Here is a 21,862-nt window from a genome sequence, read left to right as displayed (position 1 = left end):
ATTGAATAATATAATTGTTTTATTACCAATAATCTTTCCTTTTATAGCAGCTATTTTAATATGGTTGTGTAATTTTAGCAGAAGAAAAAGAAATATATTTGTTTTTATAATTACTTCTTTAAATTTTATATTTGTTTATATAGTTTTTAAGTATTTTAATAAAGAAAAAATACATCTGTTTGTATTCAATGAATTCTTAGATATATATTTTAAAATAGATAAACTTACAATATTATTTGCTATATTGGTTTCGATTTTATGGATATTTACTACTATTTATGCTATGGAATATATGAAACATGAAGGAAAAGAAAATAGGTTTTTTTCATTTTTTTTAACTACCTTAGGAGTAACATTAGGCATAGCCTTTTCAGGTAACTTAATAACACTTTATTTATTTTATGAATTATTAACTTTAGCTACTTTCCCATTAGTAATACATTCTGATACAAAAGAAGCTTTAAATAGTGGAAGAAAATATTTAATCTATTCATTTGCGGGAGCAACCCTTGTGCTTTTTGGAATGATTATTTTATTTAATTTAACTAAAGACTTATCATTTTTGCCTAAAGGCATAATAAATAATTTATCTAATGAAAATATAAAGCTATATACTATAAGCTTTATAACTATGTTTCTAGGTTTTAGTGTTAAGGCAGCCCTAGTACCTTTTCATTCATGGCTTCCGCAAGCTATGGTAGCACCAACTCCAGTAAGTTCATTATTACATGCTGTAGCAGTAGTTAAATCAGGTGTTTTTGCCCTTGTTAGAACTGTTTATTATATATATGGAGCTGAATTTATAAGAAATAATGAAAGTACAAAATACTTAACTATATTTATAATAATATCTATATTAATGGGGTCGTTTTTAGCCCTTCATCAAGAAAATCTTAAGAAAAGATTAGCATATTCCACCATAAGTCAATTGGGATATATTTTGTTAGGAATAATTCTTGTAAATAGAAATGCTTTTGTAGGCGCAATGCTACATTTAATAAATCATGCGGTAATAAAAATCACCTTATTTTTCTGTGTAGGGGCAATCATGTACACTAGAGGAAAAACAGAAATAAGCCAAATAAAAGGTATTGGAAGAGAGATGCCAATAACATTATGGTGCTTTACCATATCATCTATATCTCTTATAGGAATACCACCTACAAATGGCTTTGTTTCTAAATGGTTTTTAGCTCAAGGAAGTTTAGGGGAAGGCAAAATTCTTTTTCCAGCTATATTACTATTTAGTGCACTGCTTACTGCAATGTATTTGTTGCCAATAATAACTGAGGCCTTTTTTAAAAGGGAGAAGGAGAATCCCCATATTACTAATGAAGCTCCAAGAAAAATGCTTATCCCTATAATATGTATAACCACAATAACAGTAATTCTTGGACTATTCCCTAATCCAGTTCTTAGTTTTATACAGGAAATAGCAAAAGAGTTAATGTAAATATTAAATACAATAGAGAGGGAAGGTGAAATTTTGACTGGAGAAAATTCATTACTATTTATAATTTTATTTCCATTGATTTCAACGATTATTTCATATTTGCTTGGTAGAATAAGAGAAAGTTATAGAGATGTATTTAATATTTTTTCTACATTTATTATGTTTATATTTGTAAGTAGTCTGTATCTTAAAGTGTTGAGTGAGGACATGCGTTTATTAGTACCCAATATTATGGGAACAGGACTTTACTTGAAATTAAACGCTTTTAGATATATTTTTGTATGGTTAACAACTTTAATATGGTTTTTGGTTATAGTGTATTCTATTTCATATATGAAGTCATACAAGGATAAAAATAGATATTATGTGTTTTTCATGTTAACGTATTGGAGCACTTTGGGAGTTTTTATTTCAGAGGACTTGCTAAATCTATTTACATTCTTTGAAATTATGTCATTAACATCGTACCCATTGATAATACATGAAGAAGAGAAATCCTCACATGAAGCTGGAGACACATATATAATTATGGCAGTAGCAGGAGGATTAGTTCTATTAATGGGATTGTTTTTACTTTATGATTTTACTCAAACCCTCCTGCTAGGAGAGCTTAAAATTGCTGTAAGTAAAATAGGAGATATAAAGTATTTAATTGCATCTTTAATTTTATTTGGATTTGGAGTTAAAGCTGGAGCCGTACCATTGCATATTTGGTTACCTAAGGCGCATCCCGCGGCACCAGCACCAGCCAGTGCTATACTATCAGGCATATTACTTAAAACAGGTATTTTTGGAATAATGATAACAACTGGATATATGTTTCCTGATGATTTTAATATTTCTTCTGTAATATTAGTCTTAGGTTTTACAACTATGTTTATTGGAGGACTACTAGCACTATTTCAAAGAAATATAAAAAGGACACTTGCATACAGTAGTATGAGTCAAATGGGATATATACTTGTAGGTATAGGACTTATGGGCATTTTAGGAGAACATAAAGCCATAGCTTTTTATGGAACGCTATACCATATAATAAATCATGTAATTTATAAAGTACTTTTATTTTTAGCTGCTGGCGCAGTATATATGTGTTTACATCGGTTGGATATTAATTCTATATTAGGATTTGGAAAAAATAAAAATATATTTAAATATTTATTCTTAATTGGCTTGTGTGGAATAATTGGAATGCCAGGATTTAATGGCTTCATAAGTAAGAATTTACTACATCATGCATTAGCAGAAGCTTTGCATATATATGGAGGTATATGGCTAACATTAGGGGAATATATTTTTGTAATTAGTAGCGGATTTACAACGGCATATATGCTAAAGTTATTTGTTGCTATATTTATGGAAGGAGAAGACAAATACTCTAAGGAAAAATATATAAGTAAAACTACATTTATACCTATGGTAATTTTGGCTTTATTGATATTATTTATAGGAGTAAATCCTCAGTTTGTGATTAAAGTAATAGAAAAAGCTTCAATTTCATTTGGTATTTATGGTGAAATTCCTATAGATTTTTATTCTATTGAAAATATTAAATCTTCATTTGTTTCTATAGGGTTAGGTGTACTAGTCTATATATTATTCATTAGAAAACATTTAAGAGTTGTATCAGATAAGAAAATCACTTATATAAATACTACTTTAAGCTGGTTTAGCATAGAAAAAAATATTTATATCCCTTTATTTAAATTTATATTCAGAATTTTAAGCTTTGTTTTAAAGGTATTTGATGAAGGTTTGATAAAACTTATATATTTAATCAATGATAATATGAAAAAGATTGGTAATGTAGAAATCAAATTTGAAAATGACGTAGATGGAAAATTAAAAGAATTATTAAATAAGAAGTTTAGTTTAACAGGCTATAAACTAAGTAGTATAACTTATTCAATATATATTTTTGGTGTTATGCTTTTGGTTATTCTAATAACTTTAATGTATTAATAATTACTAGTAAATAAAAACAATTATCAAAAGCTGAGAGAAGGAGCTTAAAGTGGTAATAACTACTGATAGCTGTCCTTCTCTTTGTTTTTATGCTAATATTTTAATGTTGAAATAATTTCTAAAAAGATATAAATTCAATATAGATATGCAAAATAAGGTGGTGTTGACTTTGGAAGAAAAAGAGATTATAGAAAAACTAAAAAAGGATCCTTATTATATTAAATCACTAACTAATGTCACTGAAGATATGGCTTTAGCTGTAGTAAAGAACAATGGGGTATTAATTCGATATGTAGAGAATCCATCGGAAAATGTTATGTGGGAAGCACTAAAGCAAAATCCATGGGCTATTGAATATATTCATAACCCTAATGAAGATATGTGTTTATATGTAGTAGAAAAAGCATGGAATTCTTTAAGATATATTAAAGACCAAAGCTATAATGTAATAAAAAAGGCTATAGAGTCAAAAGGATGGGCAATACAATTTGCCTTAAACCCCGATATAGAACTTCAAAAGATAGCAGTAGAAAAAGATTTTGATTCTATAAAGTTTATAAAAAATCCTTCTTGCGAAATACAAATGGTTGCTGTTAAAAAGGACTGGTCTTCTATAAAATTTATAGACAATCCTTGTGATGAGGCAGAGCTAGAAAGTATAAGAAGCAATGAAGAGGCTATGAGATATCTTCACATAACAGATGAAAAAATTAATAAATATATTAAGGTAAATGTAAAAGTGGCGAAATATCTTAAAGAAGAGAAATTAAAAGAATTAGAACCAATTATAATAGAAGAGATAGGTAAAGAAGAGGCAGATAATCAATTCTTATTAGATTTTATAGAGTGTGATGCATTTAAATTTGATAAGGTTCGCTTTATTTACAAATATGGAAGTATGAAAGCTAAGACTGTTTTATTAGATTATAAACTAGGTATGTAAGGAGTGTAATATATATGAATTTTAATGATGCTTTATTAACAGTAGATTTAGTAATTAAGAGCGGTGCTGTTCCATTAATTATAGGAGAAAGTGGTATAGGGAAAACTGCTTTAGTTAGGGAATTGAGTAAAAGAGAAAAATATTTTTTAGTTAACATCGATGGAAACCTGTTAAAAGAAGGTGAAATTGGAGGGCTACCTACAGTAGATGAGTATGAAAAAAATATAGATGGCTTAGTTAAGAAAGAAAAGAAAACTGTTTATGCAATTCATACTAAGTTGTTACAAATAGAAGATGCTATAAAAGAACATCCAAAAAGAAAAGTGTTGCTTTTTATAGATGAATTAAATAGATGTGAACATGCTGTCCAACAAGAACTAATGAATATTATACTAAATAGAGAGATAAATGGATATTTTCTTCCTAAGGAAGTAGACGTAATAGCAGCTATGAATCCTTCTAATAAATATGATAACTTTTCTCAAAGTGATTATCAAGTAGTAGAAATGGATCCGGCCCAAGAGGATAGATTTGTTTGGGTAGAGCTTGAAGCAGATGTAAAGACATGGATGCAATGGGGAGTAAGTGAGGAAGGAAAAATACATGAAGATGTACTGCAGTTTATTGCAAGTTTCCCAGAATATTTGCATACTCCATATTCACAAGAAGCTATTAAGGCTACACCAAGAAGCTGGGAAAGAATATCGAAATCCTATAGTGTGTATACGAACTATAAAGAAGAATATCCATCAAAAATATTTTACAATGTGGTAAAAGGTAATGTAGGTGGTGCCATTGCACAGGATTTTATTAATTATCTACAGGAAAATAGACATCCATTGATCTCTCCAGAAGAAATATTTGCACAGGAAGAATTAAGTGAAGAGCTTATAGGAAGAGTAAAGGGAGAAAGTCATTCAAGACTTTATTTATCTTCAAAAAATGCTTTAACTTATTTAAAAGATTTACAATATAGAGATAGGGAAGTTAAAATATTTTCTAAATTTCTTCAGTTATATCCTGCAGATTTAAAAATGGGTATTATGCAGGAAATAAAGTTTAATTTTAAAGACACTTTATATAAAGAATTTATGGGTGATGAAATTTTTGTTGAAGGCTATTTTGCTCTATATAATGAATTAGAAGATTAGAGGGATGGAGATGAAAGAAAGTAAATTTGATTTGATAAGAAAAGAGTTATTAAAAGAAGTCTATTCATGGGAGGAAGAAGCTAATCCCAGTTCTAAATTTATAAATGACTTTAATAAACTATTAGAGTTATGTACATTTTCTCTTATGAGGGGAGAAGATAATTTCTTTGCTCTTTTTATAATTCAAATGAAAAGAAGATTAGATTTTAACATGGCTTCCCCTCTAGGCACAACAGCATCCCTTTCGCATTTTATCCTTCATGTGAATCCTGTAATATTCTTAGAATGCAGATTAGAAGAGATGAAGGCATTAATTAAGCATGAAGTATATCATATAATGTTTGGACATATAGTAAGGGGGAGAGAATTAAGAAAAAAATATAATGATTTTGTAGTTAATGCAGTCTTAGATATTTCTATAAATCAATATATAAAAAATTTACCCTCCTGGTCATATACTATTGAAATGATTAACTGGTCATTTAAGGCAAGTTTAGAATATGAAAAAAATGCAGAGCATTATGCTGAGGAATTAAATAAGGCAATGAACAAACTAAGTGGAGATAAAGGACCTGAAATTTTAGAGAAAAAGAATGAGGGAGATAAGTCTGAAATAAAATATTCAAAAGAATATGATATCTGGAAAACTCATGATATTTGGACAGAAAATAAAGAGGATTATAATTTTGAAGAAATAAAAGAGTTAACAAGAAAAACAGCAAATAATGCTAGCAAAGGTAAGATTCCTAATGCTGTTGAAAAGGCCTTGAAAGACCTTAATGAAAAACCTGAAATATCTTGGAGTGCTTATCTGAAAAAAATGATGGGGGCTCTTCCAGTGGGATATAAGAAGACTATAACAAGAAAAAATAGAAGGCAGCCAGATAGGTTGGATTTAAGAGGAAGGCTATCCAATCATGTAATACAAATATTAGTGGCTATAGATATCAGTGGAAGTGTTACAGATGAAGAAATTAAGAAGATAATGGTAGAGATATTTTCCATTGTAAAAAATCACCCTTGTGAAATTACTGTTATAGAATGTGATGATAGAATAAGGAGGATATATAAGGTTAAGGATTTAAGAGACATAAAGGCAAAAGTAGATACAAGAGGAGGTACCTCTTATTCACCAGTATTTCAGTATATCTATGAAAACAAATTAAGAAACCATCTTCTTATTTATTTTACGGATGGACTAGGAGAAGTAGAGTTAAAAGTAAAGCCCATAAATTTCAAAACCTTATGGGTACTTACAGGTAAAGAAGATAATCTTTCTTTGACAAATCCTCATGGAGAGATTAAGAAGCTATCAAATAAAAAAATAATAAAAAACGATGTCACCATTGCATTAGATGAAATGAAGGAAATAATTAAGGACTGGGCTTGTGCAGCTAATCAATATATTTAATATAAAAGTGAAAGATGGTGAAGGAAAGCCAAAAAATATAAAGAGGCATTTTATATATGTGCCTCCTTATACTTCTAAAATTTTATATAACTATTTCCATCCAAAGGTATAACTACTTGGAGGGACGGTGTACCTGAAGCTAATCCAATTATATATATTGTGTAGAATTTATCTGACCTTAGCAATATATTAGGAACTATTAGGACTAAATCTCCAGTATCTGCAGCCTCTGCTTCCATTGTGTATAATCCTGGACTTATTTTTTGGTAATTTGTAACTTCCATATAGTCTACATTATCAAATTTAATGTTACCGTTAGCTAAAGATGCATTTATCCTTGGAGCATCTGGAGAAAGATGAGCAACCCTTAGCATTACACTGCCTTGCTCTATAGGCACTGGAGGATCTTCAATTACTTTAATACTAATATTGTCAAGAAGACCTATAGCTGCAGCAGTTAATATTTGATTTTTACCCACAGATAAGCTAGTATTAATTATTGGTGTAGTACTATTACCAGTTGGGTATACTTTGACATTATAGTTATTAGGTGTAACTTTAAGGTATTCTGTGAAATCTCTATATTTTAAATTCCTAGCAACTAGTCTATCATTAAGATAAACATCTACAGCAGGGGCATTAGGAGAAGCGTGAAATATTCTAATATAAGAAGTTTCTTCTAGACTTCTAAAATTATTAGGTGTAAAATATGGACAATTAAACATTTTTAAACATTAAACCTTTCAAATAGTAATACTTACATTATTAATATATGAAATAAATATATTGAGGTTACATTTATGAGAAAAATATAGAAGTATTTTATTATAAATTTATAATGTATTTAAGGGGGATTAAACTTGGAAAATTATTTTAATAAAGGAAGTTTGAAAAACATTTTTTTCATTATACTTGGTACATTTTTCTCTTCTGTGGGTATTAACCTATTTATTGCCAATGCCAATTTATTAAGTGGTGGGGTCTCTGGTATTTCATTGATATTAGAATATTTACTTAAAATACCTTCAGGATATTTTGTTTTCGCATTTAATATACCTTTATTTGTTTTAAGCTATAAAAAAATGGATAGGCGTTTTACTATTTATTCAATAATTGGAGCTACTTCCTTATCTATTATGTTAATACTAACGGTGCCCATGAGAGGTTTTATTAAAATTGATGATCCTTTACTATTATGTATTTATGGTGGAGTTTTAAATGGTCTAGGAGTTGGAATGGGATTTAGTAATAACGGTTCTGGTGGAGGACTTGATATAGTAGCGGCAGTAATTAAAAAGAAACATGAGAACTTCGATATAGGAAATATAAGTTTTTCTGTTAACTGCGTAATAGTTACAATAGGAGCTTTTATATTTAGTATTGAAAGTGCGTTATACACATTAGTATCTATGTACATTACATCTTTTGTAATAGATAGAGTAATTAAAGGATTCAATAGAGATAAACTTATCTTAATTATAACTGAAAAAGAGGAAGAGGTAAGTGACTGGATATTGAGAAACTTAGGAAGAGGAGTTACCTTTCTTTATGGAGAAGGGGCCTATACTAAGAATAAAAGAAAGATATTGTATTGTGTGGTTCCCTTAGCTGAGATTCCAAAGATCAAAAATATTACAAAAGAAATAGATAATAATGCATTTATATCTATTTTAGATGTATCTGAAGTGGAAGGGAAAGGATTTAAAAAGAAATCAAAATAGGCAGAAATACTGCCTATTTTTTTATTTTATAGTAATATTCTTTTGTATCTTCAGTTATAGTTTCAAATTCATATCCTAAATCTTTATAGTATTCTATTATTTTTGGAAGAGCTTTTGCAGTGTTTTTATTATTAAAGTTGCAATGCATAAGTATTATTAATCTGGAATAGTTTTTACTATTTTTTTTAGCATTAGATGCTAATTGATCAATTGTCAAGTTTGGGTTTACTCCATCAGATATGTTAACATTCCAATCATATATTTTAAAATTATTTTGGTGTAATTTTTCTAAAAGCTCTGTGCTTAAATGCTTGGAGCTTCCCCCGGGGAATCTTATTATATTAGATGTATATCCTGTGATTTCTTTAACTTTTTTTTGTGTTTTTAACATCTCTTCAATGAAAATATCATCACTTTTATATATCTTATTAAAATCATGGGAGTAAGTATGAAGACCTATACTATGGCCTTCATCATAAATTCTTTTAAGTATATCTTCTTTGTCTTCTATTTCCTTGCCTACAACAAAAAAGGTGGCTTTAACATCATGCTCCTTTAATATATCTAATAACTTATTTGTAACCACATAAGTAGGGCCATCATCGAAGGTTAAGTATACCGGTTTATTTACATGTTCATCCTTACCACCATCATTATAATAATAATTAAATCCCGATATTAATATACATAGGCTAAATAAAATTATAGTAAAATACAATTTTTTATATTTCATATCTTTACGTTTCATAGTATCATCTCTTTCATAATTATCGTATGTGTATTAAGTGAAAATAAACATTTTTATCTCCCCAGCCTAAATCCCAAGGCACATGATATCTATCTGTGGTATGGGAATTTATAAGTGGATATCCATGAGAATCAAAGTCTGTTACTACAGCAAAGTGGTCAATATTGTTGCCTAATGCGTAACACACAAGATCTCCAGGTTCTAGTTTTCCAACAGCGCCGCAAGGAGATGTTTCATTAGGAGCAATTAATTTTTCAAAGGTTCCTTTTTTTATTAAGGTACCCTTACCGCTATATATTAAATAATTTCTAAAAGCATCTGCGTTTACCCATGCTTTGCTACCTTCACTGCCTCCAAACTTGTTATAACTACAATACCAAGTACCATCAAATTTTAATCCTCCTGCTTCTTTATCCCCCAGAACTTGAGAAACATAATTTGTGCAATCTCCTCCAAGGCCATTAAAATCTTTGTATTTTTTATTGTATTTATAATCTGTACCTTCCTCTAAAGAAGCTCCTGAATACTTATCTGCATATTCCACTGCATTTTTTCTATTATATTTTTTAGAGGTATCGTAATCTATGATTTTGGGACAATTGGGAAGAGAATATACTTTCTCTCCTGATAAATCCATTGCTACTGAATCACCAGTATAGGCTTTTAAAGCATCGCCAAAACAATCGGTATACCAGTCTGTACGGATAATCCATTTATCATCTTTATTTACTATATGAACATTATGTCGCAAACCTACGGCAAAGTTATTAGTTATAGGTGTTTGATCATCTTTATATACATAACTAAATTTACATATTTCCTTTAAAGATAATTTAACACCGCTATCAGTTTTAGTAACTTTATTTAAGATTATTTTGGAGTTTATATCAGTAAAGGCTATACCTCTTTGATGACTCCAATGCCTTAAATATTTTACTCTTCTAATTTCATTTTCTAAAGCCCATTTTCCATACTTTTGAGAAGTATCGAAATATTGAGGTAGTGAATTTAAATCTCCAGTAATAAAAACCTCAGAACGTTCATTATAAATGTTTTCTATGATTTGAAGGTACTCTTCTTTGTCAATTTTATCATTGCTATAATTAAAGGCTACTAGTAAGGAAAATAATAATAACAGTGAAGAGGGTAAAATTATTTTTAAATATTTCTTCATTAAGATTAGCCCACCTCCAAAAAATTAAGCTTAAATCTAAAGATAGTGTTTCCCAAATTGCATATAATTAAAAAGGTAAAATTTATAGTTATTTATCTAAAATTGGTTGTATTATAAAAAAATATAAATATACATTATTGATAGTAATAATTTGGTGTAATAAATGAAAATAAAAGAAGTATTTGAAGATATAATAATACTATCCATACCAGTAATTGGAGAAATGATAGTATATAATTTTGCAAATTCCTTTGAATTAATTATGATAGGAAGATTTGGTGGTAATGAATATGTAAGTGCTATTACATTGTGTAATGAATTAATAGATAGTATTTATGCTATATTTATAACATCAGGTTTATGTATTGCCATAACCTCGTACATTGCTAGAAGTTTTGGAAAAAAAGATAGACAATCAGTAATAGATTATTCCTTTATAGGAGTATTTTTGGGAATGATATTATCTATAGTATTATGTGTATTATTGAATAAGGGTGGCAGTAAAATTTTATCCCTTATGAATGCAAAAGGAGAAGTAATGGCTTTAGGAATATCTTATATAAAAATAATAAGCTTAACTCTTATTCCAGGAATATTTGTGCATACTATAAATGCTATATTACGAGGAGTAGGAGATACAATTACGCCATTTATCATTTCATTAATCATATGTTTTTCAAAAATAACTTTTTATTTGTTACTTGTATCAGAGCTTTTCGCAGTACCAACAGGAATTAAAGGCCCAGCTTTAGCTACATTGATATCGCAAATTTTAGGAGCTTTTTTTATAATAAAACATTTAAGGGAGAATAAATATAGTCTAATTTTTAATAAAAAAATTAGACTATATAAAATATTTGATTTTTTAAGAGGAGGACTATCTTGCATATTTGAAGAAGGAGCATATAGTATCAGTAGATTAATTTGTACTGGAATGATTTTATCTTTAGGCTCAAGAGCTTTTGCAGCAAATCAAATTGCAAACACAATAGAAGCTATATCTTTTATGCTTAGTATAAGCTTAGGAATAGCTATAACCACCATTGTAGGGATAAAGATAGGAGAGGGAAATATTTTAATGGCGAAAAAGTATACTTACTATTCATGCCTATTTGCAGCCATAATTAGCTTAATATTTTCAGGGATATTTTTTCTATTTCCATTTGAACTATCAAAAATATTTGTTAATAAGGAAGAAGTTGAGGTGATCTACTATACTGGAATGTGTCTTTTAATAGGAGCTATAGAGCAGCCATTTATAGCAATCTCTAGTGTGTTTTCTGGGGCCTTAAAGGGATTAGGAGATGCTAAAACCCCTTTTATTATTTCTACTTTTACCGCATGGTTTATAAGGATGCCCTTAATGTATTATTTTATTTATATTTATAAGAAACCAGTAACATATGTTTGGTGGATAACCTCATTACAATGGGGTGTGGATGGTATTTTAATGTATTTTGGTTTTAAGAGAAAAGTAAATATGATACAATGATAATGTAGTAAGAATAGAGGTGGTGTGAAATCGTGAAAATTGGTAGTGTAGATGTTGCAAAAGCTGCAATAGAAATGGCAATATCCTCAAGAGAAGAAGAAAGAAAATTAGAAGAAAATTTTAAAAATAAAGGAATAAGTACTGTAGCAGTAGATATAGGTGGAAATATTAATACATCTATTCCAAAGATAGTAGAAAGGGCCTTAGTAGCTTCAAAAAGGTGTGGAGTTATAAAAGATTCTCATGTGCATGATGGAGCAGTAGCTGGTGCTACTAGAGAAGCTATTTTACAGGTATTAAGTAAGGCTAGTGGTTTGAATGTTGGAGGAAAGATAGGGATTTCAAGAGCTGGTGAGCATTTAAGTGTTTGTATTTTTATGAGCATAGGGTTGCTTCATTTAAATGAAGTGGTTATTGGAATAGGGCATCGCTCTATACCAGATGTTTAAAAACATTTAAATTACATACCGAAAATTTTATCTCTTTTATTGGAAGGGTCGGATAAAGGGGAATAGATTTAAAATTAATTTAACAAATCAGCCTAATTGTGAGGAAAGTTCTAAACAAGAGGGGGGAGTATTGTGCCTACATATAATTAATTTTGGTAACATAAGCCTTCTAGTTTAACTGGGAGGTTTTTTATTTTAAGGAGGTTTTATAATGGATAAAAGAGTTGGAGTAGTGGGGATCGTAATTGAAAACTTTGAGAGCTCAGTTAAAGTAAATGATATACTACATCAATATGCTCATATAATTGTTGGACGTATGGGAATACCTTATAGGGAAAGGGATATTAGTGTAATTTCTTTAATTGTAGATGGTACCTCAGATGAAATTAGTGCATTAACAGGGAAACTAGGTAATATAACAGGAATCAATGTAAAATCTGCTATAACTAAAAAATAATGAGGGGGTATGTATCATGAATAAATCTAAAAACTTAGTTAGAACTGCTTTGTTATTAGCAATTTCCATAGGCGTTCAGGCTTTAGGGAGAAGCTATCCTCAGATTAGTCAAATTTTCGTAGGTTCTATAGTAAATGCAGCGTTGATTATTTCTGTGTTTAGTAGCGGAATTTCTTGGGCTGTTTTATTAGGTGCTTTAACTCCTATGTTAGCTTGGATAATTGGACAACTTCCTGGGCCTATGGGACCATTTGTACCTTTTATAGCCGTAGGTAACGCAATATTTACTATTTCATTTGGATTATTAAAAGGAAATAAAGACATAAATAATTATATATTTTTATCAATTTCAGCGGTATTAAAATTCTTATTTTTATCTCTATCCGCAAAAAAATTAATTTATTTGTTTAATTTAGGATTGCCAGGAAAAGTTGCTGAAAAACTTGGAGTTATGATGGGTATACCTCAACTTATTACCGCTTTAATTGGTGGTTTCTTAGGAATTTTAATAGTGAAAATATTAATTAAAAATAAGGCAATATAAATGTTAAGAGGCTTCCTTTTAAGGAAAGCCTCTATTATTATTGAACTAACATTTATTAAAAATCAATGCTAAAGCAATTAATGGCAATATACCATTGTTGCATCCACCAAAGAAGCTGCCGCCTCCAAATCCATCACAGCACTTACGGCTACTACAACTATTACAACAGCAGTCACATTTTTTATGACAGCAATCATGTTTACAACAATGTCTACGTTTGTGTCCCATAATCAACCCTCCTTTTTATTAATATGTTAATGAAAATACGGAGAGTCTATATTTTTAATATATTCCAATATTGTAATTCGGTGAATTAATATTTTTTTATCATAGTTTGGTATACATAATATAAATTATGTATATGAGTTAAAATGTAAACTTAGTTTTTTCTGTACAATTTAACAAATTAATGTAGTATAATAAATTGTGTTATTAGAAAATATTTCAATAAAAATATAAAAGGATGTGAAGCTATGATATGAATAGATCTTTTAATTACAATATCTTAGAAGAAATTAAGAAAAGATGGTCACCTAGAGTTTTTAAAGAAGAAAGTTTATCAAAAAAGGATTTACTTCCACTAATAGAGGCTGCTAGATATGCTCCATCTTGTTTTAATGAACAACCATGGAAATTCTTATTGATGTATAAGGATGAGCATTTAAATATGGCAAGAAGAATATTGGTAGATAGCAATAGATTATGGGCTGATAAGGCGTCGGCATTTATAATTATATTAAGTAAAAACATTTTTGACCTTAATGGAAAAGAAAATTATTGGAGTAAATTTGATGCAGGAACTGCTTGGGGATATTTATCATTAGAAGCTGAGAAAAGAGGTTTAATTACTCATGCAATGGGTGGTTTCAAAAAAGATTTAGCGAGAGAAACCTTAAATATACCTAAAGAATATGATATATTAGCTGTGGTTGCAATCGGTCATTTAGGTGATAAAACTACTTTACCAACGGAAGATTTGATAAATAGAGAAGAACCAGGAATCAGAAAACCTTTGGAAGAAGTGTATATAGAAGGTAAATTTTAAACTTAATTTATTGTGGAGGTTTAATAATGTTTCGTAAATTTAGTAGATGTAATAAGGAAATTGAAAAAATAGTAGTTAGTTATGAAAAAAATGATATTAATGCAATGGAAGATATAGTTAAGAATAATGATAATAGAATAATAAAATTTATTGGAGACATAACAGGTACTTGCAGAAGAGTCTCTACAAACTTTAATAAGTTAATTAAAGGATTATTAAAAACAACAACAGAAGCTAGTTCATTTAAAGTTGAACTTACTCACTCAGTTGAAAATTTAGAGAGGTATTCTGTAAAACTTAAGGATTCTTCTGAAAACCTATTGGCAGCTATTGAACAAACAAATGCTAGTATGAATCAAATAAATGATTCTATGACAGAAAATTCAAGTGAAATAACAAATTTAGTAAATCAAACTGATATAATTACAAAAGAGTTAGATAACAATAATTTAGTTTTAGAAGAAATTCTTCAGGTTAATAGCACATTAAATGAAAATTCAAAAACTATGGAGTCTAATTTAGACAACCTTATGAATATAGTTACAAGTATGAAAGGAATAGTAACAGGTATAGATAGCATAGCAGCACAAACAAACCTATTAGCTCTTAATGCTAGTATAGAAGCTGCAAGAGCAGGGGAAAGTGGTAGAGGTTTTGTTATTGTTGCAGAAGAAGTAAGAAAACTTGCCGAGGATACTAAAGATCAATTAAAGTTTATGCAAGATTTAATGAAGGACATAGAAGATGCTTCTGAAGTAAGTGTCGAGAGCGTTAAGCACACAATTGATTACATAGAAAAGATGGATAACAAGGTTAATACGGTAGCGTCATCTTTCCAAAAGAACAAAGGATCCATTGACAGCATGGTATCTAGTATGCATGTGCTTTCTGCAAGTTCAGAAGAAATAAATGCCTCTACAGAAGAAATAACTGCCACTATGGATTCTATAATTGATGATACAACGACTTTAACAGAAGTATCAGATTCCATTAAAAATGAATCCTTAAACATAGATAATCTTACTAGCTCATTAGATCATATTGAAGAAGAAATAAATAAATTAGCTATATTAGGAGGAACAATTACTAAGGAAAAAATCTTTAAATTACCTAATAAGGAATTTATAATAGCTATAGAGGCTGCGGTAGAAACTCATAAAAAATGGATTGAAAAGTTAAAAAATATGGTGGATGTCATGGAAGTGCAACCTCTACAAACAAATGGTCATAAATGTGGGTTCGGACATTTTTACTATGCTGTAACACCATCTCATAGCCAGATAAAAAAAATATGGGATGATATTGGAGAAGTGCATTTAAACTTTCATAAAATTGGAGACAAGACTATAAGTTGCATTAAAAATAGGGATAAAATTTTAGCTGAAAAGAGTTATTATGAAGCTGAAGAATTATCAAAAAAAATTCTATCTATGTTCAATGAAGTAGAAAATATATCCAAGATTTTAGATGATAATGGAGAAAATATATTTTAGTATAATAAAAAAATAAAAAATGGTTACACTTTATCATAAGGGGGACTTTACATTAAAGTAAAGTTTCCCTTTTATTTTATTATGCTAAAATTGGAAGTGATTTAATGAAAGATTTATTATATTATTTAACCGCTATAACACAAATAACTGTTTTTTTAATAGCTTCATATTATTTTGTAATTTCATTGTTTGGACTATTTTCAGGGGTTGATAAAAATAAAATATATGACAGTCCAACAAAAAGATTTGCTATGGTAGTGGCAGCTTACAATGAGGAGTTAGTAATAGAAAACACTATTGAGAGTTTAAAATCTCTTAATTATCCAAAGGAATTATATGATATATTTATAATTGCGGATAATTGCACAGATAATACCGCTAGTATTTCAACATCTCTGGGGGTAAATGTATTTGAAAGAAAAAATAATAAAAAAAGAGGCAAAGGATATGCCCTAGAATGGATGTTTAATAAAATTTTTACTATGGAAACCGATTATGATGGTATATGCATATTTGATGCGGATAATTTAATATCAAAGAACTTCTTGCTTGAAATGGATAATAAGTTAAGTGAAGGATATATGGTAGTTCAAGGATATATTGATAGTAAAAATCCATATGATTCTTGGATAACGCAATCTTATTCTGTATCATTTTGGAATACAAATAGATTGTTTCAATTAGGTAGAAAAAATTTAAAGCTGTCAAATCAAATAGGCGGAACAGGGTTTTGTGTACATACAAAGATTTTAAAAGAGCTGGGCTGGGGATCTACTTGTCTTACTGAGGATCTAGAATTTACTTGCAAACTAGTATTAAATAATTATAAAGTAGGGTGGGCACATAATGCCATAGTATATGACGAAAAGCCGTTAACTTTAAAGCAATCATGGAAGCAGAGGAAAAGGTGGATGCAAGGCTTTGCTGATGTTTCTTCTAGGTTTTTTTTAAAGTTAATACATAAGGCATATAAAGAAAAGGATATTATTGCATTAGATTGTGCACTTTATACTATACAACCTTTTGTAATATTATTATTTGGACTTTCTACTATAATCACATTTTTAGATGCTATTATCCCTTACAATGATAACCTTTTTTCAATGAGTGTTATACTATCACCTGTTATAATACAAATTATTGTTATTTTTCAAATGGCTATTAATCCTTTAATAATGGTTATTGAGAAAAAAATTTCAAAATTTATGTTTGGAATTTTTATATTTTATTTTTTAAGCATAACTACATATTCCCATATCTTTGATATGGATAATAGCTTTATAAACAAAATGATTTTCAGTTTATTACTATTAATGGTCATATTGTCTATTTTATATATGGCAAATAAGAGGCAATATTTAAAACTTTTTATTAGATATCTTATGTATAACATTTATGTTTTTACTTGGATTCCTATAACAATTCAAGGTATAATATATAAAAAAGACAAAGAATGGAGTCATACAAAACATACAAGAAAAATTAGAATAGGGGAAGTAGAGTGAAGCATATGTATAGTTCATCATATGCTTTTTATACTGTATAATGTTTATATGAACATATTATTAAGGGGATGATGGTAGTGAGTACAGTATTTATTGGATTAATTGGTTGTATATTCGCTGGTATGGCTACTGCTTTAGGAGCTCTACCAATATTTTTTACAAAAGAGATATCTCATAAACATTTAGATGGATTATTAGGATTTGCGGCAGGAGTAATGCTTGCAGCCACATGCTTTAGCTTAATTGTTCCTTCAATAGAATATGGAGGAGGAGGATTGAATGCTGTAATTCTTACCTCTGCTGGAATATTATCAGGAGGGATAATGCTAGACCTTATAGATAGATATGCTCCTCATGAGCATCTTTTATTTAGAGATAAGGAAAAAAGTGTGAGTTCTTCTTTATCTAAGGTCTGGTTATTTATAATTGCAATAACAATTCATAACTTTCCTGAGGGATTAGCTGTTGGAGTTGGTTTTGGTAGTGGAAATGTATATGATGGAATTTCATTGGCATTAGGTATAGGACTTCAAAATATACCTGAAGGATTAGCTGTGGCCCTAGCACTAAAGAGAGAAAATTACTCTAATAGAAAAGCTTTTAATATAGCTTTACTTACTGGATTGGTGGAACCTATTGGAGGAATAATAGGAATGTTGATGATTAAAATATCAAAACCTATGTTACCATTTATATTAGCATTGGCTGCGGGTGCAATGTTATTTGTAATTAGTGATGAAATAATACCTGAAACTCATGAACATGGCTTTGAAAGAATAGCTACCTATGGGCTATTGTTTGGATTTGTAATAATGATGATATTAGATGTAACATTAGGATAAAAGGAGAGTAAACCAATGGAGGAAAGACTACAAAAATTTATGGCTAGATGTGGAGTGGCTTCTAGAAGAAAATGTGAAGAAATAATTTTAAAAGGTAAAGTAAAAGTAAATGGAAAAATAATTGATGAATTAGGTTATAAAGTAAGTGATAAAGATACAGTAGAAGTAGAAGGATTAGTAATAAAGCCTGAAGAAAGAAAGGTATATATATTATTAAATAAACCTGAGGGTTATATATGCACTGTAAAAGATGAAAAAGGAAGAGAAACTGTATTAGATTTAGTAAAAGTAGAAGAAAGAATATATCCTATTGGAAGGCTAGACTATGATACTTCAGGTTTATTGTTACTTACTAATGATGGAGAAGTTTACAACAATATTATGCATCCAAGAGTGGAGAAAGAAAAGACTTATATTGCACTTATTAAAGGGATACCCACTAGAGAAGAAATAGAGAGATTTAAAAGTGGGCTAGATATAGGTGGATATATAACTGCTCCTGCTAAAATTGAAATTATTTCTATTGATAGTGGGAATGCAGAGGTATCAATTATTATACATGAAGGTAAAAACAGACAAATAAGAAAAATGTGTGAAAAAATAAGTCATCCTGTAATAAAACTCAAAAGAGTTTCTATAGGTAAAATAGAACTAGGAAATTTAAAAAAGGGAGATTGGCGACTTCTAAATAAAGAAGAAATAGACTATCTAAAAAATATTGAATAAATTTTTTTTAATAAAACCTTAAAGGGTTTAGATTTTATATTTATTTAGTAAGAAAAGGATAGATATACTATAACAATATATAAAGAATAGTATGATAAATTGAAAGAATCATTGATAATTTCGTCAATAGATGGTAAAATGAAATAAATATTGCATTTCTCAGGGAATATGAAGAAAGGATTGGATGTTTATGGAAGACAATAAGCAAGATTTGATGCGCACGATTCAAACGAAATTTCCTAGATTAAGTAAAGGACAAAAATTAATAGCAGAATATATATTAAAACATTATGATAAAGCCGCATTTATGACTGCTGCTAAGTTAGGTACAAGTGTTGGGGTGAGCGAATCTACTGTAGTAAGATTTGCTAATGAATTAGGGTTCAGTGGTTATCCTAAATTACAGAAAGCACTTCAAGAATTGATAAAAAACAAACTTACAACAGTGCAAAGAATTGAGTTGTCAAATGATTTTATAAATCAGGAAAGTGCTCTTAAGAGTGTGCTTAAATCTGATATGGAAAATATAAGGGCTACATTAGAAAAAATTAATCATGTAACCTTCGATGAGGTAGTAAATAGTATTTTTAGAGCAAGAAAAATATATATTGTAGGACTTAGAAGTTCAACTGCTATAGCAGAATTTTTAGGATTTTATCTAAATTTAATACTTGATAATGTTAAGGTAACTGGATATGGAGTAAGTGATATATTTGAACATATGTTAAATGTGTCTGAAGAGGACTTAGTTATCGGAATAGGATTTCCTAGATATGCAGCAAGAACTATAGAAGCTTTGGATTATGCAAAAAATAGAGGAGCAGAAGTTGTTGCTATAACGGATAGCTTATTATCACCTTTAGCAGCGAGAGCTGATTATACATTAATTGCTCAAAGTAATATGGCGTCCTTTGTGGATTCATTAGTAGCGCCTTTAAGTGTTATAAATGCATTGATTATCGCTGTAGGATTAAGGGAGAAAGAAAAGATATCTTCTACATTTACTGAGTTAGAAAAGATTTGGGAGGATTATGAAGTATATTCCTATAGGGAAAATAGAGTTGATTAAACGAACCATAGGGTTCGTTTTATTCATTATGACTCCAAAAAAGGAGGAGAAAGTGTGGCAAAAGTAATTGTAATTGGCGGAGGACCTGCAGGCATGATGGCAGCTATTCAAGCTGCAGATAAGCATGAGGTTATTTTAGTTGAAAAAAATGAAAAATTAGGCAAAAAATTATTTATTACGGGTAAAGGTAGATGCAATGTAACTAACGGGAAAGACATTGGTGATTTTTTTGAATATATTCCTGGGAATCCTGAATTCTTATATAGTTCACTTTATACATATACTAATATTGATGTTATGAATTTTTTTGAAAGTTTAGGAGTGAAACTGAAGGTAGAACGAGGAGAAAGAGTTTTCCCAGAATCAGATAAATCCTCAGATATAATAAAAGCATTAGAGAAAGAGCTTATTAAAAAAAGAGTAAAGATATTAACTAGTGAAGATGTTGATGATATAATAATTAAAGACCATTTAGTTACGGGTATTAAGACAAAAAACTTAAAGGTTATAAAAGGAGATTATTTCATTTTAGCTACTGGTGGTGTATCTTACCCACAGACAGGTTCTACAGGTAAAGGACATGAACTGGCTAAGATTGCTGGACATAAAATTACTCATCTAAAGCCTTCCTTAGTTCCTATAGAAATATATGAAGAGTGGGGAAAAGATCTTCAAGGCCTTTCTTTAAAAAATGTAGAGTTAACATTAAAAAACTCTAAAGGAAAGAAAGTTTTTAATGAATTTGGAGAAATGTTATTTACCCATTTTGGAATATCCGGACCTATAGTTTTAAGTGGTAGTAGGTTTATAGATGAAAAAGAAAAATTTAAAGCAATAATTAATCTTAAACCTGCATTAAGTAGTGAAGAATTAGATAGAAGAATACAAAAGGACTTTATAAAATATATAAATAAAGATTTTAAAAATTCATTAGAGGATCTATTACCAAGTAAGTTAATTCCTATAATTATTAGACTTTCTGAAATACCTGAAAATAAGAAAGTAAATTCAATAACAAAAGAAGAAAGAAAAAGGCTTGTAGATATCCTTCAAAATCTAACTTTAAGAGTGAAGGGATTGAGACCTATCGCAGAAGCTATTGTAACAGCTGGTGGAGTAGATGTTAAAGAGGTAGATCCATCTACGATGAAATCAAAATTAATAAATAATTTGTATTTTACTGGTGAACTTTTAGATGTAGATGCCTATACAGGAGGATACAATATTCAAATAGCTTTTTCCACAGGATATATTGCAGGAAGTATGGTAGGTGAAAAATGATGTTTAGTATAAGAGGAGCTACTACTATAAAGGAAAACACTGTAGAAGAAATCAAAGTTTCATCCTTAGAGTTATTTAAGGAGATAATTGAAAAAAATGATGTAAAGCTCGAAGATATAGTTTCAATTTTTATATCTTGTACAAAAGATGTGACAAAAGATTATCCTGGAAAATTTATAAGAGAGCATTATAATTTAAGTAATGTTGCAATAATGCATTTTAATGAAATGGAAGTAGAAAATTCTCTACCATTGTGTGTAAGATTTCTTATATTAGTGAATGGAAATAGTGATAATATTAATTATGTATATTTAAAAGAAGCAAAAAAACTTAGGACAGATCTATTTAATCATAATTAATAGAGGATTTTAATATTATTTATAGAATATATTT

The 21,862-nt window shown here is 29.1% G+C and carries 22 protein-coding genes; 18 read left to right on the top strand and 4 right to left on the bottom strand.

Annotated features, from left to right (window positions below; genetic code table 11):
- Position 1: 1 nt before the first annotated feature.
- The 5 genes from KQI86_RS00825 (at position 2) to KQI86_RS00805 (ending at position 6,923) form a co-directional block, all read left to right on the top strand.
- On the top strand, positions 2-1,453 hold the full coding sequence (locus KQI86_RS00825) for a monovalent cation/H+ antiporter subunit D family protein (protein ID WP_216437261.1): 1,452 nt from the start codon (positions 2-4) through the stop codon (positions 1,451-1,453).
- Positions 1,454-1,486: 33 nt separating this feature from the next.
- Positions 1,487-3,415, top strand: a complete 1,929-nt coding sequence (locus KQI86_RS00820) for a complex I subunit 5 family protein (protein ID WP_216437260.1) — start codon at positions 1,487-1,489, stop codon at positions 3,413-3,415.
- Positions 3,416-3,587: 172 nt separating this feature from the next.
- Entirely contained in the window at positions 3,588-4,361 is a 774-nt protein-coding gene (locus KQI86_RS00815) for a hypothetical protein (protein ID WP_246582610.1), read from the top strand.
- A 14-nt stretch (positions 4,362-4,375) separates the two neighbouring features.
- Entirely contained in the window at positions 4,376-5,512 is a 1,137-nt protein-coding gene (locus tag KQI86_RS00810) for an AAA family ATPase (protein WP_216437258.1), read from the top strand.
- A gap of 10 nt (positions 5,513-5,522) precedes the next feature.
- Positions 5,523-6,923, top strand: a complete 1,401-nt coding sequence (locus tag KQI86_RS00805) for a vWA domain-containing protein (protein ID WP_216437257.1) — start codon at positions 5,523-5,525, stop codon at positions 6,921-6,923.
- A gap of 74 nt (positions 6,924-6,997) precedes the next feature.
- Here the strand turns inward: KQI86_RS00805 and KQI86_RS00800 are convergent, their stop codons facing one another.
- Entirely contained in the window at positions 6,998-7,648 is a 651-nt protein-coding gene (locus tag KQI86_RS00800; RefSeq protein WP_216437256.1) for a DUF4397 domain-containing protein, read from the bottom strand.
- Between the two features lie 135 nt (positions 7,649-7,783).
- Here KQI86_RS00800 and KQI86_RS00795 point away from each other — a divergent pair, with 135 nt between their 5' ends.
- A complete protein-coding gene (locus KQI86_RS00795) occupies positions 7,784-8,644 on the top strand; it encodes a YitT family protein (RefSeq protein ID WP_216437255.1) in 861 nt (286 codons plus the stop codon).
- A gap of 13 nt (positions 8,645-8,657) precedes the next feature.
- Here KQI86_RS00795 and KQI86_RS00790 read toward each other — a convergent pair whose 3' ends face one another.
- Positions 8,658-9,377 carry a polysaccharide deacetylase family protein gene (locus KQI86_RS00790; protein WP_216438262.1) on the bottom strand — a complete coding sequence of 240 codons (720 nt, stop codon included), beginning with the start codon at positions 9,375-9,377 and terminating at the stop codon, positions 8,658-8,660.
- Between the two features lie 34 nt (positions 9,378-9,411).
- Positions 9,412-10,566, bottom strand: a complete 1,155-nt coding sequence (locus tag KQI86_RS00785; protein ID WP_216437254.1) for an amidase domain-containing protein — start codon at positions 10,564-10,566, stop codon at positions 9,412-9,414.
- 163 nt (positions 10,567-10,729) lie between these two features.
- Between KQI86_RS00785 and KQI86_RS00780 the strand changes: the two genes are divergently transcribed.
- The 4 genes from KQI86_RS00780 to KQI86_RS00765 all read left to right on the top strand — a co-directional run bounded on the left by KQI86_RS00780 (position 10,730) and on the right by KQI86_RS00765 (position 13,508).
- Complete coding sequence (locus KQI86_RS00780; RefSeq protein WP_216437253.1) at positions 10,730-12,058, top strand: MATE family efflux transporter; 1,329 nt, start codon at positions 10,730-10,732, stop codon at positions 12,056-12,058.
- A 32-nt stretch (positions 12,059-12,090) separates the two neighbouring features.
- Positions 12,091-12,507 carry a HutP family protein gene (locus KQI86_RS00775; RefSeq protein WP_216437252.1) on the top strand — a complete coding sequence of 139 codons (417 nt, stop codon included), beginning with the start codon at positions 12,091-12,093 and terminating at the stop codon, positions 12,505-12,507.
- Positions 12,508-12,718: 211 nt separating this feature from the next.
- On the top strand, positions 12,719-12,964 hold the full coding sequence (locus KQI86_RS00770; protein WP_216437251.1) for a TM1266 family iron-only hydrogenase system putative regulator: 246 nt from the start codon (positions 12,719-12,721) through the stop codon (positions 12,962-12,964).
- 16 nt (positions 12,965-12,980) lie between these two features.
- Positions 12,981-13,508, top strand: a complete 528-nt coding sequence (locus KQI86_RS00765; protein ID WP_216437250.1) for an ECF transporter S component — start codon at positions 12,981-12,983, stop codon at positions 13,506-13,508.
- Between the two features lie 45 nt (positions 13,509-13,553).
- Here the strand turns inward: KQI86_RS00765 and KQI86_RS00760 are convergent, their stop codons facing one another.
- Positions 13,554-13,736, bottom strand: a complete 183-nt coding sequence (locus tag KQI86_RS00760; protein WP_216437249.1) for a hypothetical protein — start codon at positions 13,734-13,736, stop codon at positions 13,554-13,556.
- Between the two features lie 250 nt (positions 13,737-13,986).
- Between KQI86_RS00760 and KQI86_RS00755 the strand changes: the two genes are divergently transcribed.
- The 8 genes from KQI86_RS00755 to aroH all read left to right on the top strand — a co-directional run bounded on the left by KQI86_RS00755 (position 13,987) and on the right by aroH (position 21,828).
- The gene (locus KQI86_RS00755; protein ID WP_216437248.1) at positions 13,987-14,553 is read left to right on the top strand and encodes a nitroreductase family protein; all 567 of its coding nucleotides are present in this window, start codon (positions 13,987-13,989) and stop codon (positions 14,551-14,553) included.
- A gap of 26 nt (positions 14,554-14,579) precedes the next feature.
- Positions 14,580-16,046, top strand: a complete 1,467-nt coding sequence (locus tag KQI86_RS00750) for a methyl-accepting chemotaxis protein (RefSeq protein ID WP_216437247.1) — start codon at positions 14,580-14,582, stop codon at positions 16,044-16,046.
- Between the two features lie 104 nt (positions 16,047-16,150).
- Positions 16,151-17,551: a glycosyltransferase family 2 protein gene (locus KQI86_RS00745; RefSeq protein WP_216437246.1), complete on the top strand. Its 1,401-nt coding sequence runs from the start codon at positions 16,151-16,153 to the stop codon at positions 17,549-17,551.
- Between the two features lie 77 nt (positions 17,552-17,628).
- Positions 17,629-18,393, top strand: coding sequence for a ZIP family metal transporter (locus KQI86_RS00740; protein WP_425514342.1), 765 nt, complete (start codon positions 17,629-17,631; stop codon positions 18,391-18,393).
- A 15-nt stretch (positions 18,394-18,408) separates the two neighbouring features.
- Positions 18,409-19,119, top strand: a complete 711-nt coding sequence (locus tag KQI86_RS00735) for a pseudouridine synthase (protein WP_216437244.1) — start codon at positions 18,409-18,411, stop codon at positions 19,117-19,119.
- A 190-nt stretch (positions 19,120-19,309) separates the two neighbouring features.
- Positions 19,310-20,188 carry a MurR/RpiR family transcriptional regulator gene (locus tag KQI86_RS00730; RefSeq protein ID WP_216437243.1) on the top strand — a complete coding sequence of 293 codons (879 nt, stop codon included), beginning with the start codon at positions 19,310-19,312 and terminating at the stop codon, positions 20,186-20,188.
- 54 nt (positions 20,189-20,242) lie between these two features.
- Positions 20,243-21,469, top strand: coding sequence for a BaiN/RdsA family NAD(P)/FAD-dependent oxidoreductase (locus tag KQI86_RS00725; protein WP_216437242.1), 1,227 nt, complete (start codon positions 20,243-20,245; stop codon positions 21,467-21,469).
- Positions 21,469-21,828, top strand: a complete 360-nt coding sequence (gene aroH / locus KQI86_RS00720; RefSeq protein WP_216438260.1) for a chorismate mutase — start codon at positions 21,469-21,471, stop codon at positions 21,826-21,828. Before KQI86_RS00725 ends, aroH begins: the two co-directional genes overlap by 1 nt.
- Positions 21,829-21,862 lie beyond the last annotated feature (34 nt).

Origin of the sequence: Clostridium mobile (assembly GCF_018918285.1) — a bacterium.
In the GTDB taxonomy this organism is placed as follows: Bacteria; Bacillota; Clostridia; order Clostridiales; family Clostridiaceae; genus Clostridium_AW; species Clostridium_AW mobile.
Note: the sequence above shows the minus strand (reverse complement) of the source record. Positions and strands in the feature narration are given on the sequence as shown.